This window comes from Methylacidiphilum infernorum V4 (genome assembly GCF_000019665.1).
GTDB lineage: Bacteria > Verrucomicrobiota > Verrucomicrobiia > Methylacidiphilales > Methylacidiphilaceae > Methylacidiphilum > Methylacidiphilum infernorum.
The window spans coordinates 2032751-2051827 of record NC_010794.1; the positions used below are offsets into that span (position 1 = coordinate 2032751).

Annotated in this window: 9 protein-coding genes; 8 read left to right on the forward strand and 1 reads right to left on the reverse strand. The window is 49.2% G+C overall.

Annotation, left to right across the window (positions count from 1 at the left end):
* The first annotated feature begins 42 nt into the window (after nucleotides 1-42).
* The 7 genes from uvrA (at nucleotide 43) to MINF_RS09690 (ending at nucleotide 15565) form a co-directional block, all read left to right on the forward strand.
* Nucleotides 43-5565, forward strand: coding sequence for an excinuclease ABC subunit UvrA (gene uvrA / locus MINF_RS09660; RefSeq protein ID WP_012464532.1), 5523 nt, complete (start codon nucleotides 43-45; stop codon nucleotides 5563-5565).
* 48 nt (nucleotides 5566-5613) lie between these two features.
* Complete coding sequence (locus MINF_RS09665; RefSeq protein WP_012464533.1) at nucleotides 5614-7233, forward strand: alpha-keto acid decarboxylase family protein; 1620 nt, start codon at nucleotides 5614-5616, stop codon at nucleotides 7231-7233.
* A 51-nt stretch (nucleotides 7234-7284) separates the two neighbouring features.
* Nucleotides 7285-7965, forward strand: a complete 681-nt coding sequence (locus MINF_RS09670) for a response regulator transcription factor (RefSeq protein WP_048810547.1) — start codon at nucleotides 7285-7287, stop codon at nucleotides 7963-7965.
* 1 nt (nucleotide 7966) lies between these two features.
* Nucleotides 7967-8929 (forward strand): sensor histidine kinase, encoded by a 963-nt coding sequence (locus MINF_RS09675; RefSeq protein WP_012464536.1) that lies wholly within the window; start codon nucleotides 7967-7969, stop codon nucleotides 8927-8929.
* A gap of 213 nt (nucleotides 8930-9142) precedes the next feature.
* A complete protein-coding gene (locus MINF_RS09680; protein ID WP_012464538.1) occupies nucleotides 9143-9841 on the forward strand; it encodes a TonB family protein in 699 nt (232 codons plus the stop codon).
* Nucleotides 9842-10010: 169 nt separating this feature from the next.
* Complete coding sequence (locus MINF_RS09685) at nucleotides 10011-12776, forward strand: TonB-dependent receptor (protein ID WP_012464539.1); 2766 nt, start codon at nucleotides 10011-10013, stop codon at nucleotides 12774-12776.
* 89 nt (nucleotides 12777-12865) lie between these two features.
* Entirely contained in the window at nucleotides 12866-15565 is a 2700-nt protein-coding gene (locus tag MINF_RS09690) for a TonB-dependent receptor (protein WP_012464540.1), read from the forward strand.
* Between the two features lie 33 nt (nucleotides 15566-15598).
* On the opposite strand, the gene MINF_RS09695 is transcribed toward MINF_RS09690, so the two are convergent.
* Nucleotides 15599-16576 carry a deoxyhypusine synthase family protein gene (locus tag MINF_RS09695; RefSeq protein WP_048810345.1) on the reverse strand — a complete coding sequence of 326 codons (978 nt, stop codon included), beginning with the start codon at nucleotides 16574-16576 and terminating at the stop codon, nucleotides 15599-15601.
* A gap of 179 nt (nucleotides 16577-16755) precedes the next feature.
* On the opposite strand from MINF_RS09695, the gene hpnE reads away from it, so the two are divergent.
* Nucleotides 16756-19065 (forward strand): hydroxysqualene dehydroxylase HpnE, encoded by a 2310-nt coding sequence (gene hpnE, locus MINF_RS11880; protein WP_012464543.1) that lies wholly within the window; start codon nucleotides 16756-16758, stop codon nucleotides 19063-19065.
* The last annotated feature ends 12 nt before the right edge of the window (nucleotides 19066-19077 follow it).

Below are 19077 nucleotides of genomic sequence, written 5' to 3' on the forward strand. Positions count from 1 at the left end.
AACAGAACAAAACCGAGTATATCATGGAAAGTATAAATCAAAATGGAATCCATCCGGTTGCGAAAAATTTCTGTTCATAATTTAAAAAACATCGATTTGGACATTCCCCACTCTACTTTAACCGTCATTACAGGGCTTAGCGGTTCGGGGAAATCTTCGCTTGCCTTTGATACCCTTTTTGCCGAAGGCCAAAGCCGTTACATTGAAACTTATCCCCCCTATATAAGGCAATTTCTTTTGCGGGTTGAAAAGCCAAAAGCGGAATCCATAGAAGGCATTTTGCCCGCCATCGCTGTCGAACAGGATAGAACTACCGCCAACTCCAGGAGTACGGTAGCCACCATGACGGGGATTGCCGACTACTTGAAGCTTCTCTATGCCAGGGTTTCCATTCCCATCTGTCCCCGATGCCGTCAACCGGTTAAAAAATCCACCCCCAAAGGAATTCTCGAACTGCTCTTTAGCGCCTACCTTCACAAAAGTTTCCTTATCGGCTATCCCGTTCGATTCGCTCCCCATACCTCTTTCAAAGAAGCCTGCCAGATGCTTCTTTCCCAGGGATATTCCAAGATATGGTTGGATAACCGCATCGTAAGAATCGATGAGGAATTCGCTTTGCCCCTACCCCCTGATTTTCAAGAAATTCTCGTCATCCATAGTCTTGAGAAAGTTGAATATGAGAGGGAAAGCCGACTTTTAGAAAGTTTAGAAGAAAGTTTCAAGCTCGGCCGCGGTATTATCCATACCCTTTTCCTCCCCGAAAACCAGGTTCTTTCATTCTCCAACCAACTGGTTTGCCCCCAAGATAAAATCGCCTTTGAGGACCCTTTCCCGGCCCTTTTCTCGTTTAACAACCCTAAAGGAGCATGTCCGTCCTGCCATGGATTTGGCCGTATCATTTCAATCGATTATGACAAGGTAATCCCGGAAAAAAATCTTTCGGTAGAAGGGGGAGCCATTCGCCCTTTTCAATCAGCCCATTTTGCCCATTGGCAAATCTTTTTGGAAAGAATGCTTAAAAAAAGACGCATCTCCCCTTCCAAGAAAATCTCCGCCTACGATAGCCGCGAGTGGGAATACTTGTTAAAAGGGGAAGATCCTTCCGCAGATCCAGACACCTTGATCGAGCAGGACCTGTGGTGCGGGCTCGAGGGATTTTTCTCAATCCTAGAAAAAAAGACCTACCAAACCCATATCCGGGTCTTTCTCTCCCGGTACCGGCTTTATACCCTATGCCCCGACTGCCAAGGGAGCCGCTTCAACAAAAAAACTCTCGACTACAAAATTTTCTTTGGGCAAACCCCTCTTTCCATTGGAGAATTTCTGCACTCACCCATAAGCGAACTTATCCCCATTGTCGATAAGCTCGATGTTCCCCAATCGGATAAAGCTACGCTAAAGATCAAAGAAGAGATCGCCAGCCGGCTCGGCTACTTAGATCACATAGGCCTGGGTTACCTTACCTTGGATAGGCCGAGTAGGACCCTTTCCGGTGGAGAAACAAGGAGGGCAAACCTGACCATCTGCTTAGGCAACAAGCTGACCCACACCCTTTTTGTCCTGGATGAACCTACAATCGGTCTCCACCCTAAAGATTCATCCAGGTTGGTCGAACTGATTAAAAAGCTTAGAGATCAAGGCAACACCGTCGTCGTGGTCGAACACGATGAGACGGTAATAAAAAATGCGGATTACATAGTAGAACTCGGACCCGGAACTGGAGAGGAAGGAGGAGAAGTTGTTTATGCAGGCAACCTGGAAGGGTTGCTCTTGAAGGAAGATTCCTTGACCGGGGCTTATCTCAGTGGAAGAAAAACCCTTCCTTTGCCCCAAAAAAGGAGAGAACCCCGCCAAGGCAAGCTTGAAATTCGCAAGGCCCATGTTCATAACCTCCATGGACTTGACGTCGACATTCCTCTTGGATTATTCGTAACCGTTACCGGGGTGAGCGGATGCGGTAAAAGCAGCCTCGTTCACGATATTATCGCCCATGGTCTTTATAGAATAAAAGAGCTGAATCCCCCCCAAGGAACATTTTTTAGCGGCAGGGCCCACTTGAACGGATGGGAGAAGATTGGAGAAGTCATCGAGATCGATCAAACGCCTATTTTCAAAACTCCCAGGTCCAACATCGCCCTTTACCTAGGTATTTGGCAATACGTAAGAAAACTGTTTGCCTCTACAGATGAGGCCCAAAGCCAAGGAATAGGAGAAGGAAGTTTCTCGATGAATTCCGGCGATGGACGTTGTCCGAGATGTCTTGGACTGGGATATGAAAAAATAGAAATGCAATTCCTTTCGGATGTTTTCGTTCCCTGCTCGGTTTGCGAAGGCAAGAGGTTCCAACCTCCCATTCTTGCCATCCGTTACCGGGGAAAATCCATTGATCAAATCTTTGAAATGACCGTTAAAGAAGCTTCTCTTTTTTTCTGTCCGAAACAGGACAATGCCGACCCTCAATCGGTTCTTTGCAAAAGGATTGTCGACCGGCTGGGAATGCTGAGCGAGGTGGGACTGGATTACCTGCGGCTAGGTCATCCTCTCAACCAGCTTTCCGGGGGAGAGTCTCAGCGCCTTAAAATTCTAGCCATTCTCGGCGAAAAACACTTCGGTTCTCCTGCGGATCCTTCTCCGGGGAAAATGAAGCCCGGGAAAGACCGTCAAAGGATCATTATACTCGATGAGCCGACAACAGGCCTCCATATGGATGATGTAAAACGGCTGATCGGTCTTTTACAAAAACTTGTTGAGCTGGGCAACTCCTTGATCGTCGTCGAGCACAACCTGGACGTTATTCTTTCCAGTGACTGGGTTATCGATCTTGGACCTTTGGGCGGCAAACAGGGGGGTAAAATCATAGCCCAGGGTCCTCCCGAAACCATTGCCGCAACTGCTGGGAGTTTTACCGGCTTTTTCCTTAACGAGAAGCTGAAAGCCAAATCCCCTTTTTTGCCCTCTTCCTCCTTTTATTTTACTCCCCCGGCAAAAAAGCAAACCTTATCCATTCGGGGAGCCCGCCACCACAATCTCAAGTCGATTTCCCTGGAAATCGACTTGGAGAAAACAACGGTGCTGACGGGAATCAGCGGATCGGGCAAATCTACCCTGGCTTTCGATGTCCTTTTTGCCGAGAGCCGGAGGCGGTTTCTTGATTCTCTTTCAGGTTACGGCCGGCAGTTCATTCAATCACTTGAAAAGCCCCAAGTTGATGACATCGAAGGGCTTCCTCCATCGATTGCTATTGAGCAAAGATCCACGATTCCCGGCTCCAAGAGCACCGTAGGCACTCTATCCGAAATCCATCCCTTCCTCAGGTTGCTTTTTGCTAAAACAGGGATTCCTTTTGATCCCGATACCCTTGAAGAAGCTATCCAGCAAAGCCCGGAAGAAATTTTAAGTTCGGTTCGCTCTTTATTGATGCCAGATCGGAAGTTGCGGATTTTAGCTCCCTTGGTTAGGGACAGAAAAGGGCTTTATTCCTCTCTAGCCAAATGGGCACAAAAAAAAGGCTATCCCGGGTTTCGTATCGATGGCTGTTGGTATGAACCGGGAAGCTTTCCTCGACTTTCTCGTTTTAAAAACCATACGATCGACCTCTGGCTAGGCACCGTAACTGCCCAAAGCTCTCTTGAGGAACTGGCAAAAAACGTTTCCACAGCCCTCGGCCTTGGGAAAGAATCGGTCATTTTCTTCGATGAAACGCAAAATCGAGACTACCTTTACAGCACCAAGTTTCATTGTCCCCGGAGCGGTAAAAGCTTTGACGCCCTCGATCCAAGATTGTTTTCCTTTCATTCTCCACTGGGCTGGTGCTGCCGCTGCCTGGGAAACGGAAAAATCGAAGAAAGCGAGGATCAACCCCCCATCCTCTGCCCCGACTGCCAAGGTAAAAGAATCAATCTTGGGGCCAGGTCGGTCAGTCTTCCTTGGCCGCTGAAAGGATCAAAACCCACGATCGACCTTCTTTGTTCCCTGCCTATTTCTTTATTGCTCGATTACTTTAAATCGATTGAACCCTCCTCTTCTCAACAAAAAGCCATAGTAGAAAAAATCGTTCCTGCAATCATCAAAAGGCTCAAATTCATCGAAGAGATGGGTCTTCATTACTTGAGCCTCGATCGTGAAGCCCAGTCCCTATCGGCGGGCGAATTACAGAGGTTGTACTTATGTTCCCAACTGGGGTCGAATCTCCAGGGTGTTCTTTACATTCTTGATGAACCCACGATCGGGTTGCATCCCACTGAAAATCAAAAACTTTTAGACTGCCTGGAAGAACTCAAAAGCAAGGGCAATACCCTGCTCATCGTTGAACATGACACGGAGGCCATGAAAAGGGCGGACAAAATCGTCGATCTAGGGCCAGGAGCAGGGGTAGACGGGGGAGAAATCATCTTTGAAGGCAACTATTCTCAACTGTTGCTCTGTAAAAATTCTACTACCGCCCGCTATCTCTGCCGGCCGATGCATCATCCTTTAAAAGGAAGCGATCGAAGAAGCTGTAAAGAACACCCATCCTGGCTCAAGATCCTGGGGATAAGGGTGCATAATCTCAAGGATCTTGACATCGAAATTCCCTTGGGTCGTTTTGTCGTCATTTGCGGGGTCAGCGGATCGGGGAAAAGCACTCTTTTAAGAGAAGTGATTTTTGCGGCGGTCAAGAAACTGCTCAATAAATCCCCCAAAAAGATCCAAAAGGAATGCTGGAGTAAAGTTATTGGTGCCGAAGCCCTCGGTGATGTCTGCTTTGTTGATCAGACTCCTATAGGAAAAAATCCTCGGTCAACCCCCTTGACCTATCTTGGCCTGTTCGACAGGATTAGAGAACTCTTTGCCCAAACTCCCCTTTCCCGACAGCGGGGCTACACCAAAAGCCGTTTCAGCTATAACTCCAAGGAAGGCCGGTGCCCCGATTGCGAGGGGAATGGAACCATCCCGGTTAGCATGCCCCTGCTCCCCCTTTTCTTTCTCCCCTGCGAATCTTGCGAGGGCAAGAGGTACAATCCACAAACCCTTGAAGTCCGGTACAAGGAAAAATCGATTCATGATATCCTTTGCATGACGGCTGCCGAGGCCTGCAGCTTTTTCTCCCCAATCGAAAAACTGCACAAACCCTTTTCCATCCTCTGCGATATCGGGCTTTCTTACCTCCGGCTAGGGCAGCCTACCCCCACTCTTTCAGGCGGTGAAGCCCAGAGGATAAAGCTCGCCAAGGATCTCATCGCCATGGAGCAAAAGGTAATTCAAAAGGAATTTCACTGGGGTCCATCCCGGCAATCCAAGATCCTTTATCTCCTTGAAGAACCCACGATCGGACTGCATTTAGCCGACATCGAAAAATTTCTCCATCTTTGCCAAAGACTGGTGGAGCTTGGTCATACCGTAGTCGTCATCGAACACCACCCGGAGGTGATTGCCGAAGCCGATTACGTGATAGAACTGGGACCGGGAGCCGGAGAAAAAGGAGGAAAAATCATCGGCCAAGGGCCGCCAGAAAGCTTGGCGAAAGCCGCCAACAGCCCGACCGCCCCTTTCCTTAAAGGGGTCATCGGCCCGGCGGTAAAATGACTAAAAAAGAAAGTTTATAGAAAGCCCTTTTTAGAGTAAAACCTAATCATGACCACGATTCAATTCTTGGCCCAGCAACTGCTTGCCCATAACGTTAAACATCTATTCTGCGTTCCCGGTGATTATTCCTTAAAAATTCTCGACGGCTTTGCCAAGGAAGGCATCCGCATCATCAATACCTGTGATGAACAGGGAGCGGGATTTGCGGCCGATGCCTACGGGCGGCTTAACGGCCTAGGTGCTGTGTGTATAACCTACTGCGTGGGGGGACTGAAAGTGACCAATCCCGTCGCCGAAGCCTTCGCCGAGAAATCACCCGTGGTGGTCATCAGTGGCGCCCCGGGATTAAGGGAAAGGCAAAAAGACCCTCTGCTCCACCACAAGGTCAAGGATTTTGACACCCAGTTAAACGTTTTTAAAGCACTAACCGTTTTTGCAACCATTCTTGAAAACCCAAGAGATATCGGGGCGCAGATTCTTCAAGCCGTCGAGCTGGCCCTTCAATATAAAAGACCCGTTTACCTGGAAATCCCAAGGGACATCGTTGCCGCCGAAATAGAAATCCCCAAAAACGGATTTTCCGCAGGCTTTTTGCAGTCCAATCCTAAAGCTTTGGATGAAGCTCTGAAAGAAGCTAAAGCAATGATCGAGTCTTCATCCCAACCTCTCATCCTGGCCGACGTAGAGATCCAAAGATTCGGGTTGCAAAAAGAACTCGAAATGCTTACCACCCAGACCGGAATTCCGGTGTGCGCTACCCTTTTGGGTAAATCGGTGATCGCCGAAACCCATCCCCATTACATCGGTGTCTATGAAGGAGCAACGGGAAGCGAAGAAGTCTGTGCTTATTTTGACCGGAGCGACTGTCTTATTTTGCTTGGCGTATTCATGACGGATATCACCTTGGGGTCCACGAAATCCGCCCTGGACATGAGTAAATGCATCTATGCCACGAGCGAAAAGTTGACCATAAGATACCATTCGTTTGAGGAGGTGCGGTTTGAGGATTTCGTCAAAGGATTGCTGGCTTTAAATATTCGAAAAAGCTTGCCCAAGCAACTGCCCCATCCTCCCTCCCCTCTTCTTAGCCGCATCGATGAAAATGCAAGCATTTCGGTCAATTCCTTTTTTGGCCTGGTTAACAGCTTTCTTTCCCCAAAAACCGTCGTCATCGCTGACGTGGGGGAATCCCTTTTTGGGGCTATAGATCTTGTCATTCATGAAAGCACCGAGTTTATCAGCCCGGCCTACTACGCCTCGGTGGGATTTTCTATTCCAGCCTCCATAGGAGCTGAACTGGCCAAACCCCATCTCATCCCCTTCGTAATCTGCGGAGATGGAGCATTCCAAATGACGGGCATTGAACTTTCAACCACTTGCCGGTACAACCTCCGTCCCGTCGTTTTCTTGTTGAACAACGGAGGTTACTCTACCGAGCGGATTTTCCTGGACGGTCCTTTTAACAATCTTTTGAACTGGAACTATAGTAAAATAACCGAACTTTTGGGATGCGGGCGGTCCTGCAGCGTTAAAACCAACAGAGAGCTTAAGGAGGCGATCGAAAAAGCCATGTCGGATCGAGATTCTTTCTGGCTTATTGAAGTCATGTTGTCTTCTGCGGACCATTCCCTGGCTTTACAAAGGATGGCCCAACGCATCATGCCCTAAACGAAAAAAGAGGGCTGACAGCTGCTTTTTTTGAAAGAATATTTCTTTAAGATGAAGGTATTGATTGTGGAGGACGATCAAAAAGTCCGAAAGCACCTCAAAGGGGCATTACAGGCCGAAGGCTACACGGTTGAAGAATGCGAGGATGGCGAAGAAGCCCAGTGGCTTCTTGAAAACTACAATTATGACTTGGCCATTCTTGACTTGATGTTGCCAGCCAAAGATGGAATAAGCATCGTCAGGCAGCTTCGTCGCCAGGGTCTTTCCATTCCCGTTCTTTTTTTATCAGGCAGGTCCGCCGTTTCCGATCGCGTCCATGGGCTAGATGCAGGCGGGGATGATTATCTTACCAAGCCCTTTTCGACCATCGAACTCTTAGCCCGTGTCCGAGCCCTTCTGCGCAGACGATCTCCCATTTCTCCGACCAAGCTGAAATTTGAAGACTTGGAAATGGATCTCGTCCGAAGGACGGTCAGCCGCGCCGGTCAACCCATAGAGCTCACCAACAGGGAATTCGAGTTGCTCAGGCTCCTGCTTGAATCCGCTCCCAATCCTGTAAACAAGGCGATCATTACCGAGAAAATCTGGGACCGGTGCTTTGACTCTGAAACCGCCCTGGTCAACGTCCACATCAACCACCTGCGTCAAAAAATCCATTTACCCGGCTTACCTCCTCTCCTTCATACGGTCAGGGGGGTAGGATTTATCCTGAAACACCCAACCGACAAATGAAATGTTAAGACGCTGGCATCTTTTCAGTGTTGTCTTTGGTTTCATTTTTCTCTTCCTCTCCGCCATTTTCCATTGGATGGCCACAGCCAAGGAAGCTCGTTTCCTCCAATCCCGTGAGCATCAAAGAGAGCTTGTCCGCTGGGAAGCTTCCTATGCCCTCGTTATGGTTGTCAGTTTTGGTATGGCAAGCTACCTCCTTGCCAAACTCCTCAACAGGCCTATTGTCCGTTTGCGTTCCGATATCGAATCGATCGACCCCCGCAATCCTTGGCAGCGGATTAAACCCGAAAACTATCCTCAGGAATATTTGGCCCTTATCCATGAAATCAACAGGCTTCTATCGAAGATTCAAAAGGTAGTCGAAGAATCCGATAAAGAGGCCGCCCAGTTAGCCCATGAATTAAAGGTTCCCTTGACCCTGGCAAAAATCAGGTTGGAAAAATCCCTTGAAAAGATGGATCCTGAAATCGCCGAGGAGATCGACTCCGAGCTCGAACGATTGAAACAACACATGGAAAGGGCGATCTTCCTCAATAAAGCCGAAAAAGGCAACTTGACTATTTCCTGGGGAAAAATGGAACTGGGGAAAACGGCAGAAATCATTATCGAAGGGTTTCGTTTACTTTGTGAAAACGAGCAGAGGCAGATCCACGTCGAAAAAGAAGAGGGAATTTTTATCGAGGCCGACGGCACCTATCTCAAGCAGATCCTTTACAACCTCCTGGCTAATGCCCTGAAACACGGCACCGGGGACATAACCGTGCGGATGAAAAAAAAAGGCGGCCAGGGAGCTCAACTTCTTGTTTTCAACAAGATCAAGCCTATAAGGAAGATGGGGAGCCTCGGGCTGGGCAAAAGAATCATCCAGGCCCTTGTTTCGGTCCACGGCAACATGGCCATTCGCTATAAACAACTGGGTTCTCTTTACTGTGCCCGACTCTCCCTCTACCCCAGGAAAGCCTAAAGTTCCATTCCTTGAAGGCTTGATCAACTTTTTTTTTAGGCCTATCTAATTTTTCACTTTCTTCCCTAGAAAATTTAAGAAAAATTAAACTAGAGTTTTCGTTAAATTAAACTTGGGCAGTTTATTTTGATGAAAAGGAGAGCTTTCTTCCCCTCCCCAGGAGAAGAAGAAAACAAATAAGGAAGAGTCTACGAAAAAGAAAGGGGGTGCAAAATGATCAAAATACTGCTCAAAGATCAACACAAAAACTATTTTAGCTCCGAACCGCTTTTAACCCGGGATGAAGAAAGAGTGTTTTCTCCTGGAGAAATGGCTTATCAAAAACTGCTCAAGCCCATGCATTTCTCCACCGAAACTTGGGGATGGATATTGTCCTTTCTTTTCCATGCCCTTTTGCTTTTCGGCATCGGCTTGTCCCTTTTCCCCAAGTCTTCTCCCCAAATGCCGGCCTTGCCTCCATCCATGATCGAGCTTGTCCCTTCCCCCGAACCCCAACAGCCCCAATCCAAAACAGAACCCCAACCTCCACCCCTCCGCCCCGATGACATGGTCAAGGCGGTCGTGCAAAAACCCAAGGCCTTGCAAAAAAAACCCGCGCCCAGGCCTCAACAACCTTCTCTTGCACAACGGGTAACGGCAATGGCCCTGCCCGACTACCTAAGGAATCCCCCTCCGATTTATCCCGAGGAAGCGAGGAGAAAAGGGGAACAGGGAGTTGTTTATATCTGGGTAAAAATATCCCCTGCGGGAACCGTTGCTTCCTTGAGTATATACAGGAGTTCGGGATTTGCCGACCTGGATGCTTCGGCCGTTGACGCGGTAAAACGATGGAGATTTCATCCCGCCAAGTCGGGCAATACTCCCGTTGAATCCCAAGCAGTTGTTCCCGTCCAGTTCCACTTGACAAAGTAGTCTCTTTCTTAGCTTGGCTAGGCGAGGAGATCTTCCCGCTTAAGGAAAAAGTTAAGGCTTGATTATCCTTGATAAAGTATGGGATTAAAGAATCATTCCCAAAAGGTTCATCATCACCAAGAGCCCGTAAACTTTACAACTTTAACCGTGGCAATGACTTAAGAATTGTATGTTCTTCCGGAAAGAAAAATGGCCTTCTTTCTCTCTTTTCCCCTTGGCCTTGTTCTTTTTTTCCCCTTTTGTCCTCCTCGCCCAGCTTTCAAGCGAACCTTCGGTTCCGGCAACCCAGCAACAACCCCAAGCAGAACAACCCAAGGCGACAGAATCCTCCCCATCCCAGGAACAAGAAGAGACCCAAGCCCCACAACTACCCTCCGCTCCCCCTTCTCCAGAACAAGCCCCAACCGGACAAGCTCAGCCTGAAGTGCCTTCTTCTCCTCCTTCTCCTCCTGCTGCAATCACTCCTCCTGGACCTTCAGCCCAGCTTCCCCCTAATATCCCTGTCCTTTTGCCCATCCATGTCACCGCACAAGAAGAGTTGCCCGAGGAAGAAAACGTCGTGGAAACCAACATGGAAACGAATGTTCTTGGGACACCCATGAAGGTGATCGACATCCCCAGGACGGTCCAGGTCGTAACCCGGCAGGAACTCAACACGATCAACGCCCAAACCGTAAACGACCTTGCCGCCTTCACCCCCGGGGTCAACCCTACCCAGATGACGGGAAGCCCCGTGGCCGAACCCCTTATTCGCGGGCTGCCCGGGACAGTCTACCGTAACGGGATGCTCGTCGGATTCAGTCAATCAGCGCAATGGGGACCGCTCATGAACATGATGGCTTACGACAACTTGGACGTGGTAACCGGACCCGTAAGCATCGTCTACGGCCCCCAGGAGCTTGCCGGCGGCTTCGCCAACGAGGTCACCAAGCAACCTTACTTCGACAAGTTCCGCGGCAACGCCAGTTACACCCTGGGCATGTACGACACCAACTTCTGGAACATCGACATCGGGGGACCGATCCTCAAGGATAAGCTTGCTTACCGCTTCGACTACTTCGGCCAGGATGGCTACGCCCCCTATAACTACTACGATGGAGCTTATCTCCAAAGACAATGTTTTTATTTAGATCTCGGGGCTAAACCCTACGAAAACCTCTCTATCGATTTCAACACCGAGCTGGACATTAACCATTTCAACACCGTTGCAGGGCTCAACCGGCCCACTTCGGCCTTGATCAATGATGGGCTATACCAAACAGGAACTTGGGTCGGCTGGTACGGACCTCCCGGGGTTTTTCACCCCGGCATCGGCACTGCACCCCCCGGGGCCGGTTATGCCGTCAGTTGGGGACCACTTGTTCCCATCAGCCCTAGGACCAATCTCTTCGCCAACCCCGAAAATTCTACAAATCAAGCCTATTATGTAGCCCAAGCGATCGAAACCTTAAAAGTCAACGATTCTCTGACAGTTGTTAACAATTCCCTTTTTGAATATTTTAGTACTTTTATCGATCAGGCTATTCCTTCGACTTTCTGGGCTATTCTTCCCAACGGGTATGATTTTGACGATCGGCTCGAATTTCGTGCCAGTTTTGACCTCTATCCCCAAGGGAAAAACTCCGGGGAGCAAAACCCGTTGGCCGGCAACAACTCGGTTGAGCCCCACGGCCTTGAGTTTCACAACCTGATCGATGGAGGGGTAGAGTTTCGCTACTTTTCCGACACCGAATATTCGGGGGTATGGCATAGCCCTATAAACATTTGGAACTTAACCCAACCTCTAGGTTACAACGCTTTCTCTCCCCTCGTCTCTTTTGCCCAAGCCACTTCCCCCCTTTTCGCCAACCCTTATCTCACCGATATCCCCGTCCCGGGCTACCCGGGAGCTTTCTTCAACGTCTTCAACTACCTCTCCACCGCCGATACCTTCTACGAGCTTTCTCCCTTTTACCAACACCAGGTCAATTTTACAGACAAATGGAGCCTCATGGTCGCCGCTAGAATGAATAGCTACTTCGTCCAAGCTTCCCCTCCCCAAGGCACCCCAGCCATCCTGTCAGCGGTTGCTCCCTCCTTCGGCCTGCCCCCTTACACCTCCACCTCCATGAACATCGTCCAGCCCGAAGTCACCATCAGCCCAAGCTACAAACCTTTCCCCTGGATGAACACCTACTTTACTTTCTTCTACGGGCAGACCACCCTCCTTTCCCAGTTCGGCAGCTTCGCCCCCGAGTTCCCTTCCGCCTACTACCACCAAAACAACTTCCTCTACGAAGTCGGCACAAAGTTTAACCTGCTCCACGACAAGCTCTTCCTGGGCCTGTCCGGTTACTACCAGACAGGGTTTATCCCCGCCCAGGTCATACCCGGGGGCCCCGTAGCCACCACCGCGGTGGCTATAAAAGGAGCCCAGCTCATGGGCAACTACCAACCCAACAAAAACTTCTGGCTTAACTTCGGCTACGCCTTCATCGTCGGCCAGGAACTCTGGCAGGGTTTGCCCATCGGCCCCCTGGCCGAACAACCCTACTCCTCGGCGGTTGCCAAGCAGCTTGGTCTGCCCGTCGACCCCCTGGTCAACGAGCCTCCCCTCAACTATCCCTTTATCGGTTTTCCCACCAACTACGGCAACCTCATGGCCACCTACAAGTTCGACAGCGGCCTGGGGATATCGTTGTGGGCATTGGCCGAAAGCGGCAACTTCATCTTCTATACCTACTCGACGAGAATCCCCTCCTGGTATACCCTCAATGCCCGCATCTTCTACACCTCCAAGAGATGGGAGGCCAGCCTCTACCTTTACAACATCACCGATGAACACTACTGGCTGCCCGGGGCTCCCGGTTTTAGCAATGCCCGCTTCATGAACTACGATTACATCGTGCCCCAACTTCCTTTCTGGATACAGGGCACGCTGTCCATTTTCTTTTAACCAACCAGGCCCGGATCATGAATAATAAAAGTTAAAATGGTTAGCCCCTATAAATCTCTATTTTATCTCCTTCCCCCTATCTGTTAGTTATGGATTGGGTGACGTTAAGTCCTTTCATCGTGTTTTGCCCGCATAATGGGATAAATGTCCTTTTAAGGTACACTCTATTTTACTTCATATTTTTTATCCTCGGTTTATCTATGACCGGACTTTATGCCCAACCATTGCCCGATGAACAACAAAATGAAGAAACAACCGCTCCTCCAACCCAAAACCCTTCTTCCAATGAATTTTCTCCTTTATCCCAATCACCCGGACCTGCCCTATCCAACCCCTCTTCTGCCGGTTCAACTCCCCCCAATATCCCCCTTCTTGCTCCCGTGATCGTCACCACCCAGGAAGAACTGCCCGAGGAAGAAAACGTCGTGGAAACCAACATGGAAATGAATGTTCTTGGGACACCCATGAAGGTGATCGACATCCCCAGGACGGTCCAGGTCGTAACCCGGCAAGAACTCAACACGATCAACGCCCAAACCGTAAACGACCTTGCCGCCTTCACCCCCGGGGTCGTTCCCTCTCAACAAACAGGAAGTCCCATGGGTGAACCCATGATCAGGGGTCTTCCTGGAACCGTGTTTCGAAACGGGATGCTCGTCGGTTTTAGTCAGTCCGGCCAATATGGACCGCTCATGAACATGATGGCTTTTGAGAACTTGGACGTGGTAACCGGACCCGTAAGCATCGTCTACGGCCCCCAGGAGCTTGCCGGCGGCTTCGCCAACGAGCTCACCAAGCAACCTTACTTCGACAAGTTCCGCGGCAACGCCAGTTACACCCTGGGCATGTACGACACCAACTTCTGGAACATCGACATCGGGGGACCGATCCTCAAGGATAAGCTTGCTTACCGCTTCGACTACTTCGGCCAGGATGGCTACGCCCCCTATAACTACTACGATGGAGCTTATCTCCAAAGACAATGTTTTTATTTAGATCTCGGGGCTAAACCCTACGAAAACCTCTCTATCGATTTCAACACCGAGCTGGACATTAACCATTTCAACACCGTTGCAGGGCTCAACCGGCCCACTTCGGCCTTGATCAATGATGGGCTGTACCAAACAGGAAGCTGGGTCGGCTGGTACGGACCTCCCGGGGTCTTTCACCCCGGCATCGGCACTGCACCTCCCGGGGCCGGTTATGCCGTCAGTTGGGGACCACTCGTAACCATCAGCCCTAGGACAAATCTCTTTGCCAACCCTGAAGATGACGACCAGCAAGCCTATTATGTTGCCCAACTCATCACCTCCTTAAGGATAAACGATAACCTCAGCCTGGTTAACAACACCCTCTTTGAATATTATTCCGCCCTTATCGACCAGGCTATTCCCTCGGATTTTTGGGGAATCCTTCCCTCTGGATACAATTTTGATGACCGGCTTGAACTCCGCTTCGTTTTTGATCAACCCATAAATGAAAAGGAAGGTTCTCAAGCCGCAAAAGGACAGGATCAACTTCCAGCTTTTTCTTTTCATCACTCGATCGATACCGGAATAGAATTCCGCTACTTTTCCGACACCGAATATGCAGGGGTGTGGCACCAACCCGTCAATATCTGGAACTTAACCCAACCTCTAGGTTACAACGCTTTCTCTCCCCTCGTCTCTTTTGCCCAAGCCACTTCCCCCCTTTTCGCCAACCCCTACCTCACCGATATCCCCGTCCCGGGCTACCCGGGAGCTTTCTACAACGTCTTCAACTACCTCTCCACCGCCGATACCTTCTACGAGCTTTCTCCCTTTTACCAACACCAGATCGATTTTACAGACAAATGGAGCCTCATGGTCGCCGCTAGAATGAACAGCTACTTCATCCAAGCTTCCCCTCCCCAAGGCACCCCGGCCATCCTGTCAGCGGTTGCTCCCTCCTTCGGCCTGCCCCCTTACAGCTCCACCTCCATGAACATCGTCCAGCCCGAAGTCACCATCAGCCCAAGCTACAAACCTTTCCCCTGGATGAACACCTACTTTACTTTCTTCTACGGGCAGACCACCCTCCTTTCCCAGTTCGGCAGCTTCGCCCCCGAGTTCCCTTCTGCCTACTACCACCAAAACAACTTCCTCTACGAAGTCGGCACAAAGTTTAACCTGCTCCACGACAAGCTCTTCCTGGGCCTGTCCGGTTACTACCAGACAGGGTTTATCCCCGCCCAGGTCATACCCGGGGGCCCCGTAGCCACCACCGCGGTGGCTATAAAAGGAGCCCAGCTCATGGGCAACTACCAACCCAACAAAAACTTCTGGCTTAACTTCGGCTACGCCTTCATCGTCGGCCAGGAACTCTGGCAGGGTTTGCCCCTTGGACCCCTGGCTCTCCAACCTTACTCCTCGACGGTTGCCAAGCAGCTTGGTCTGCCCGTCGACCCCCTGGTCAACGAGCCTCCCCTTAACTATCCCTTTATCGGTTTTCCCACCAACTACGGCAACCTCATGGCCACCTACAAGTTCGACAGCGGCCTAGGGATATCGTTGTGGGCATTGGCCGAAAGCGGTGACTTCATCTTCTATACCTACTCGACGAGAATCCCCTCCTGGTATACCCTCAATGCCCGCATCTTCTACACCTCCAAGAGATGGGAGGCCAGCCTCTACCTTTACAACATCACCGATGAACATTATTGGTTTGCGGGGGCTCCCGGTTTTAGTGCCGCAAGAAACTTCAACTACGATTACATCGTTCCCCAACTCCCTTTCTGGATACAGGGCACACTGTCCATTTTTTTCTAGCTTCAGCCCCCCGTTAAAAGGTTCAACAAAAACTTAGCTTTCCAATACATAAGAAAAAATCAGGGGGGCAACGATTGTAGCATCCGATTCAATCATAAACTTTGGAGTTTCTTTAGCCAACTTACCCCAAGTTATTTTTTCGTTGGGGGAAGCTCCGCTATAAGAGCCGTAGCTGGTCGTCGCGTCGCTAATCTGGCAAAAATATCCCCACAAGGGAATATTTTCCAGTTGCATATCCTGGTGAAGCATGGGAACGACACAGATGGGAAAATCCCCAGAAATTCCTCCCCCAATCTGGAATAAGCCAAGAGAATGCTTTTTTGTTGTTTCTTGGTAATATTGGGCAAGGGCCATCATGTATTCTATCCCGGTTTTAACCGTCAGAGGATCATGAACATGCCCGAGCAGGCAATGAGCCGCATACATATTGCCCAGGGTGGAATCTTCCCAGCCGGGAACAACCATGAAAATCTTTTTTTCGAGCGCAGCCAGGACCCAGCTATCCTTGGGATCAATCTGGTAAAAAGGTTCAAGCTTCCCCGACTGCAGCACTTTCCAAAGAAATTCATGGGGAAAAAATCTCTGTTTTTTTTGGTCCGCTTCCATCCACTCTTTAAGGATGGCCCGTTCTATCCTTCGCATGGCTTCCTCTTCGGGAATGCAGGTATCGGTAACGCGATTGAGGTGGTTTTCATAAAGAGCCACCTCTTCATCGACGCTGAGTTCCCTGTAGTGAGGAATTCTTTTGTAGTAGTCGTGGGCAACCAGGTTAAAGATGTCCTCTTCGAGGTTAGCCCCGGTGCAGGAAATCGCATGCACTTTATCCTGGCGAATCATTTCTGCAAGAGAAATACCTAATTCCGCCGTGCTCATCGCCCCTCCAAGGGCTACCATCATCTTTCCTCCGGATTCAAGGTGTTTTACGTAGCCTTGAGCCGCCTCTTTCAAGGTAGCCGCATTAAAATGCCTGAAGTGATGATCGATAAACTGCTTAATGGACTGGGACTTCATATTTTCTCTCCTCACAAAACAAAAGAAAAAACTTTATATCCATTTAAAAAAGAAGATTTTCATTTTAATGAACAGCCCTTTAACTTAAAGCCAAAAAAAACGAGTCATAAGTAAACTCCTTTTCGGCCCTCGATTAACGGTTTTAGTTTAGGCTAACTCGATTAATCAAAGAGAGAAAATTGAAAGAACGATCAGGATATGTTATCTGTCCAGAACAGAGAATGAACAACTCATGGATTGGACAATCGGTGACTTCCCGAAGCAAGTCTAATTTGGCCCTTTCTTTTTTTTGTTTACCCAGGGAACAGAAATGGGCCATGACCGTGTTTTACGCTTTTTGCCGGGTCATTGATGATATCGTTGATTCTACCATGCTAAGTCCACAAGAAAAAAAAGAGGGGATCTTCTTTTGGAAAAAAGAAATAGAACGCATTTATACTTCTATGCCCTCTTCCCCCCTGGGTAAAGAACTCAGGGAAGTCGTCATCAAGTGGAACTTGCCCCAAGATATACTCCAGGAAATCATTCTTGGGGTAGAAATGGATATCACTCAAAGCCGGTATAAAACCTTTGAAGAACTTTCCCTGTATTGCTACCGGGTAGCGGGAGCTGTAGGACTCATCAGCATCGAGATTTTCGGTTGTAGTCATTCCTTTAGCAGAGAATACGCCCTTACTCTAGGAAAGGCCTTCCAACTGACAAACATACTGAGGGATGTTCCGAAGGATTCCGCTTATGGCCGAATTTATTTTCCCTTGGAAGAACTCGAAGAGCATGGTATCAGCGAAAAAGAACTGCTCGATCTCAAGTGGAGTTTAAAAATTCGCGAATTTTTTAGATTTCAATATCTTAGGGCTAAACATTATTTTGCCAAGTCTTCAAAACTCATCCATCCCTCGGATCGGCCAAAGCTTTTAGCTGCCGAAATCATGAGCGCCGTCTACAGGGCTATCCTTGAAAAAATCCGCGCCAAGCAGTTCAACGTTTTTCACCATTCCATTCGTTTAAGCAAATCACAAAAGCTGGCTTCAATATTCAAGGTCCTGGTTACAAACTTTTTTGATCGCAGGGGGGAACACTCCTTTTCACCTCCCAAAAAAATAGTTGTCCTTGGGGGGGGATTTGCAGGGCTATCCGCCGCTATCGAACTGAACAACCTGGGACATGACGTTGTACTGCTTGAATCTAAATCGATGCTGGGAGGCAGGGCGGGCAGCTTTAAGCATCCCCGAGTTGGAGAAACGATCGACACCGGACAGCACGTCATGATGGGATGCTACCACCATACCCTGGAACTGATCGAAAAATTAGGGGGTTGTTCGAAACTGTTCTGGATAGATCCGATAAAAATAGCTTTTTTTAGCAACAAAAATTACTCGGTCCTTGCGGCAGGACAACTTCCTGCTCCCCTGCACCTGCTTGTTGCCCTTTTGCGCTACTCCCAGCTTAATTTCGGGGATTGGGTTCGTGCTTCTACTTTTCTTCTTTCTCTTTTGCTGGCGGACAAACCCCACGAACAAGAAACCGCTTCCCAATGGCTAAAAAGAAAGAATCAAAGTCCTTCACTGATCCGTTCTTTGTGGGAGCCCCTTTGCGTCGCCGCCTTGAACTTGCCTTTAGAAGAAGCTGCCGCGCTCCTTTTTTATGAAGTGGTCAGAAAAACACTTTTGGGTAAAAGAAAAGATTTAAGCCTCGTCCTCAGCCGCGTTGGATTGGGCGATCTCTTTTCCAAAGAATGCGAACGGCTCCTCAAGATGTGTGGGAGTAACGTCTACTTGAAAAGCGCGGTATGCTCCATGGAATTTGAAAACGGTCATCTCAAGGCCGTCAGAACAACTGAAGGAAAAATGTTCAGTGGAGATTGTTTTATTAGTGCCCTTCCCTGGCATACTCTAGGAAGTTTGCTACCGGAGAAATCGCCCTTAAAGGAACAATGCCGGTCTCTAAAGCAGTCTCCCATATTGAGTCTCTATTTTTGGGTCGATCGACCCCTGACTAACGAACCGGTTATCGGTTTTCTTGACTCCCCTGTACAATGGCTTTTTGCAAGAAATCTTTTCGTCGATAGTTCCCTTTTGTCCTTTCCCCTCTATTCCTACGTGGCGGTAATCAGTGCTCCCCCGCAAGATATCCTCTCCCTCTCTTCTAAAGAGATTGAGAACATGGTCTGGAAAGAAATCAACCGGCTCATCCCTTCTTCGAAAGAAGCGCGTTTTTGCCAGGGCTTTCTTTTCAAAGCTATCGGAGCAACCCCTAAATTTGATCCCGAGTCTCTGAAACATAGGCCTGGTCCTGCAACCCAATGGAAAAATTTTTTTCTTGCCGGAGATTGGACCGCCACGGGATTGCCGGCAACCATTGAAGGAGCTATCCTAAGCGGTAAAACCGCCGCCCAGCACGCCGACAGCCTTCCTTTGACGGAGGCATCCCCCACGATCTCCTTTGAAGAAAACAATTCTGAAATTCCTCTCAAAAAAATCCCCCTTTAAGGCCTTGTTGAT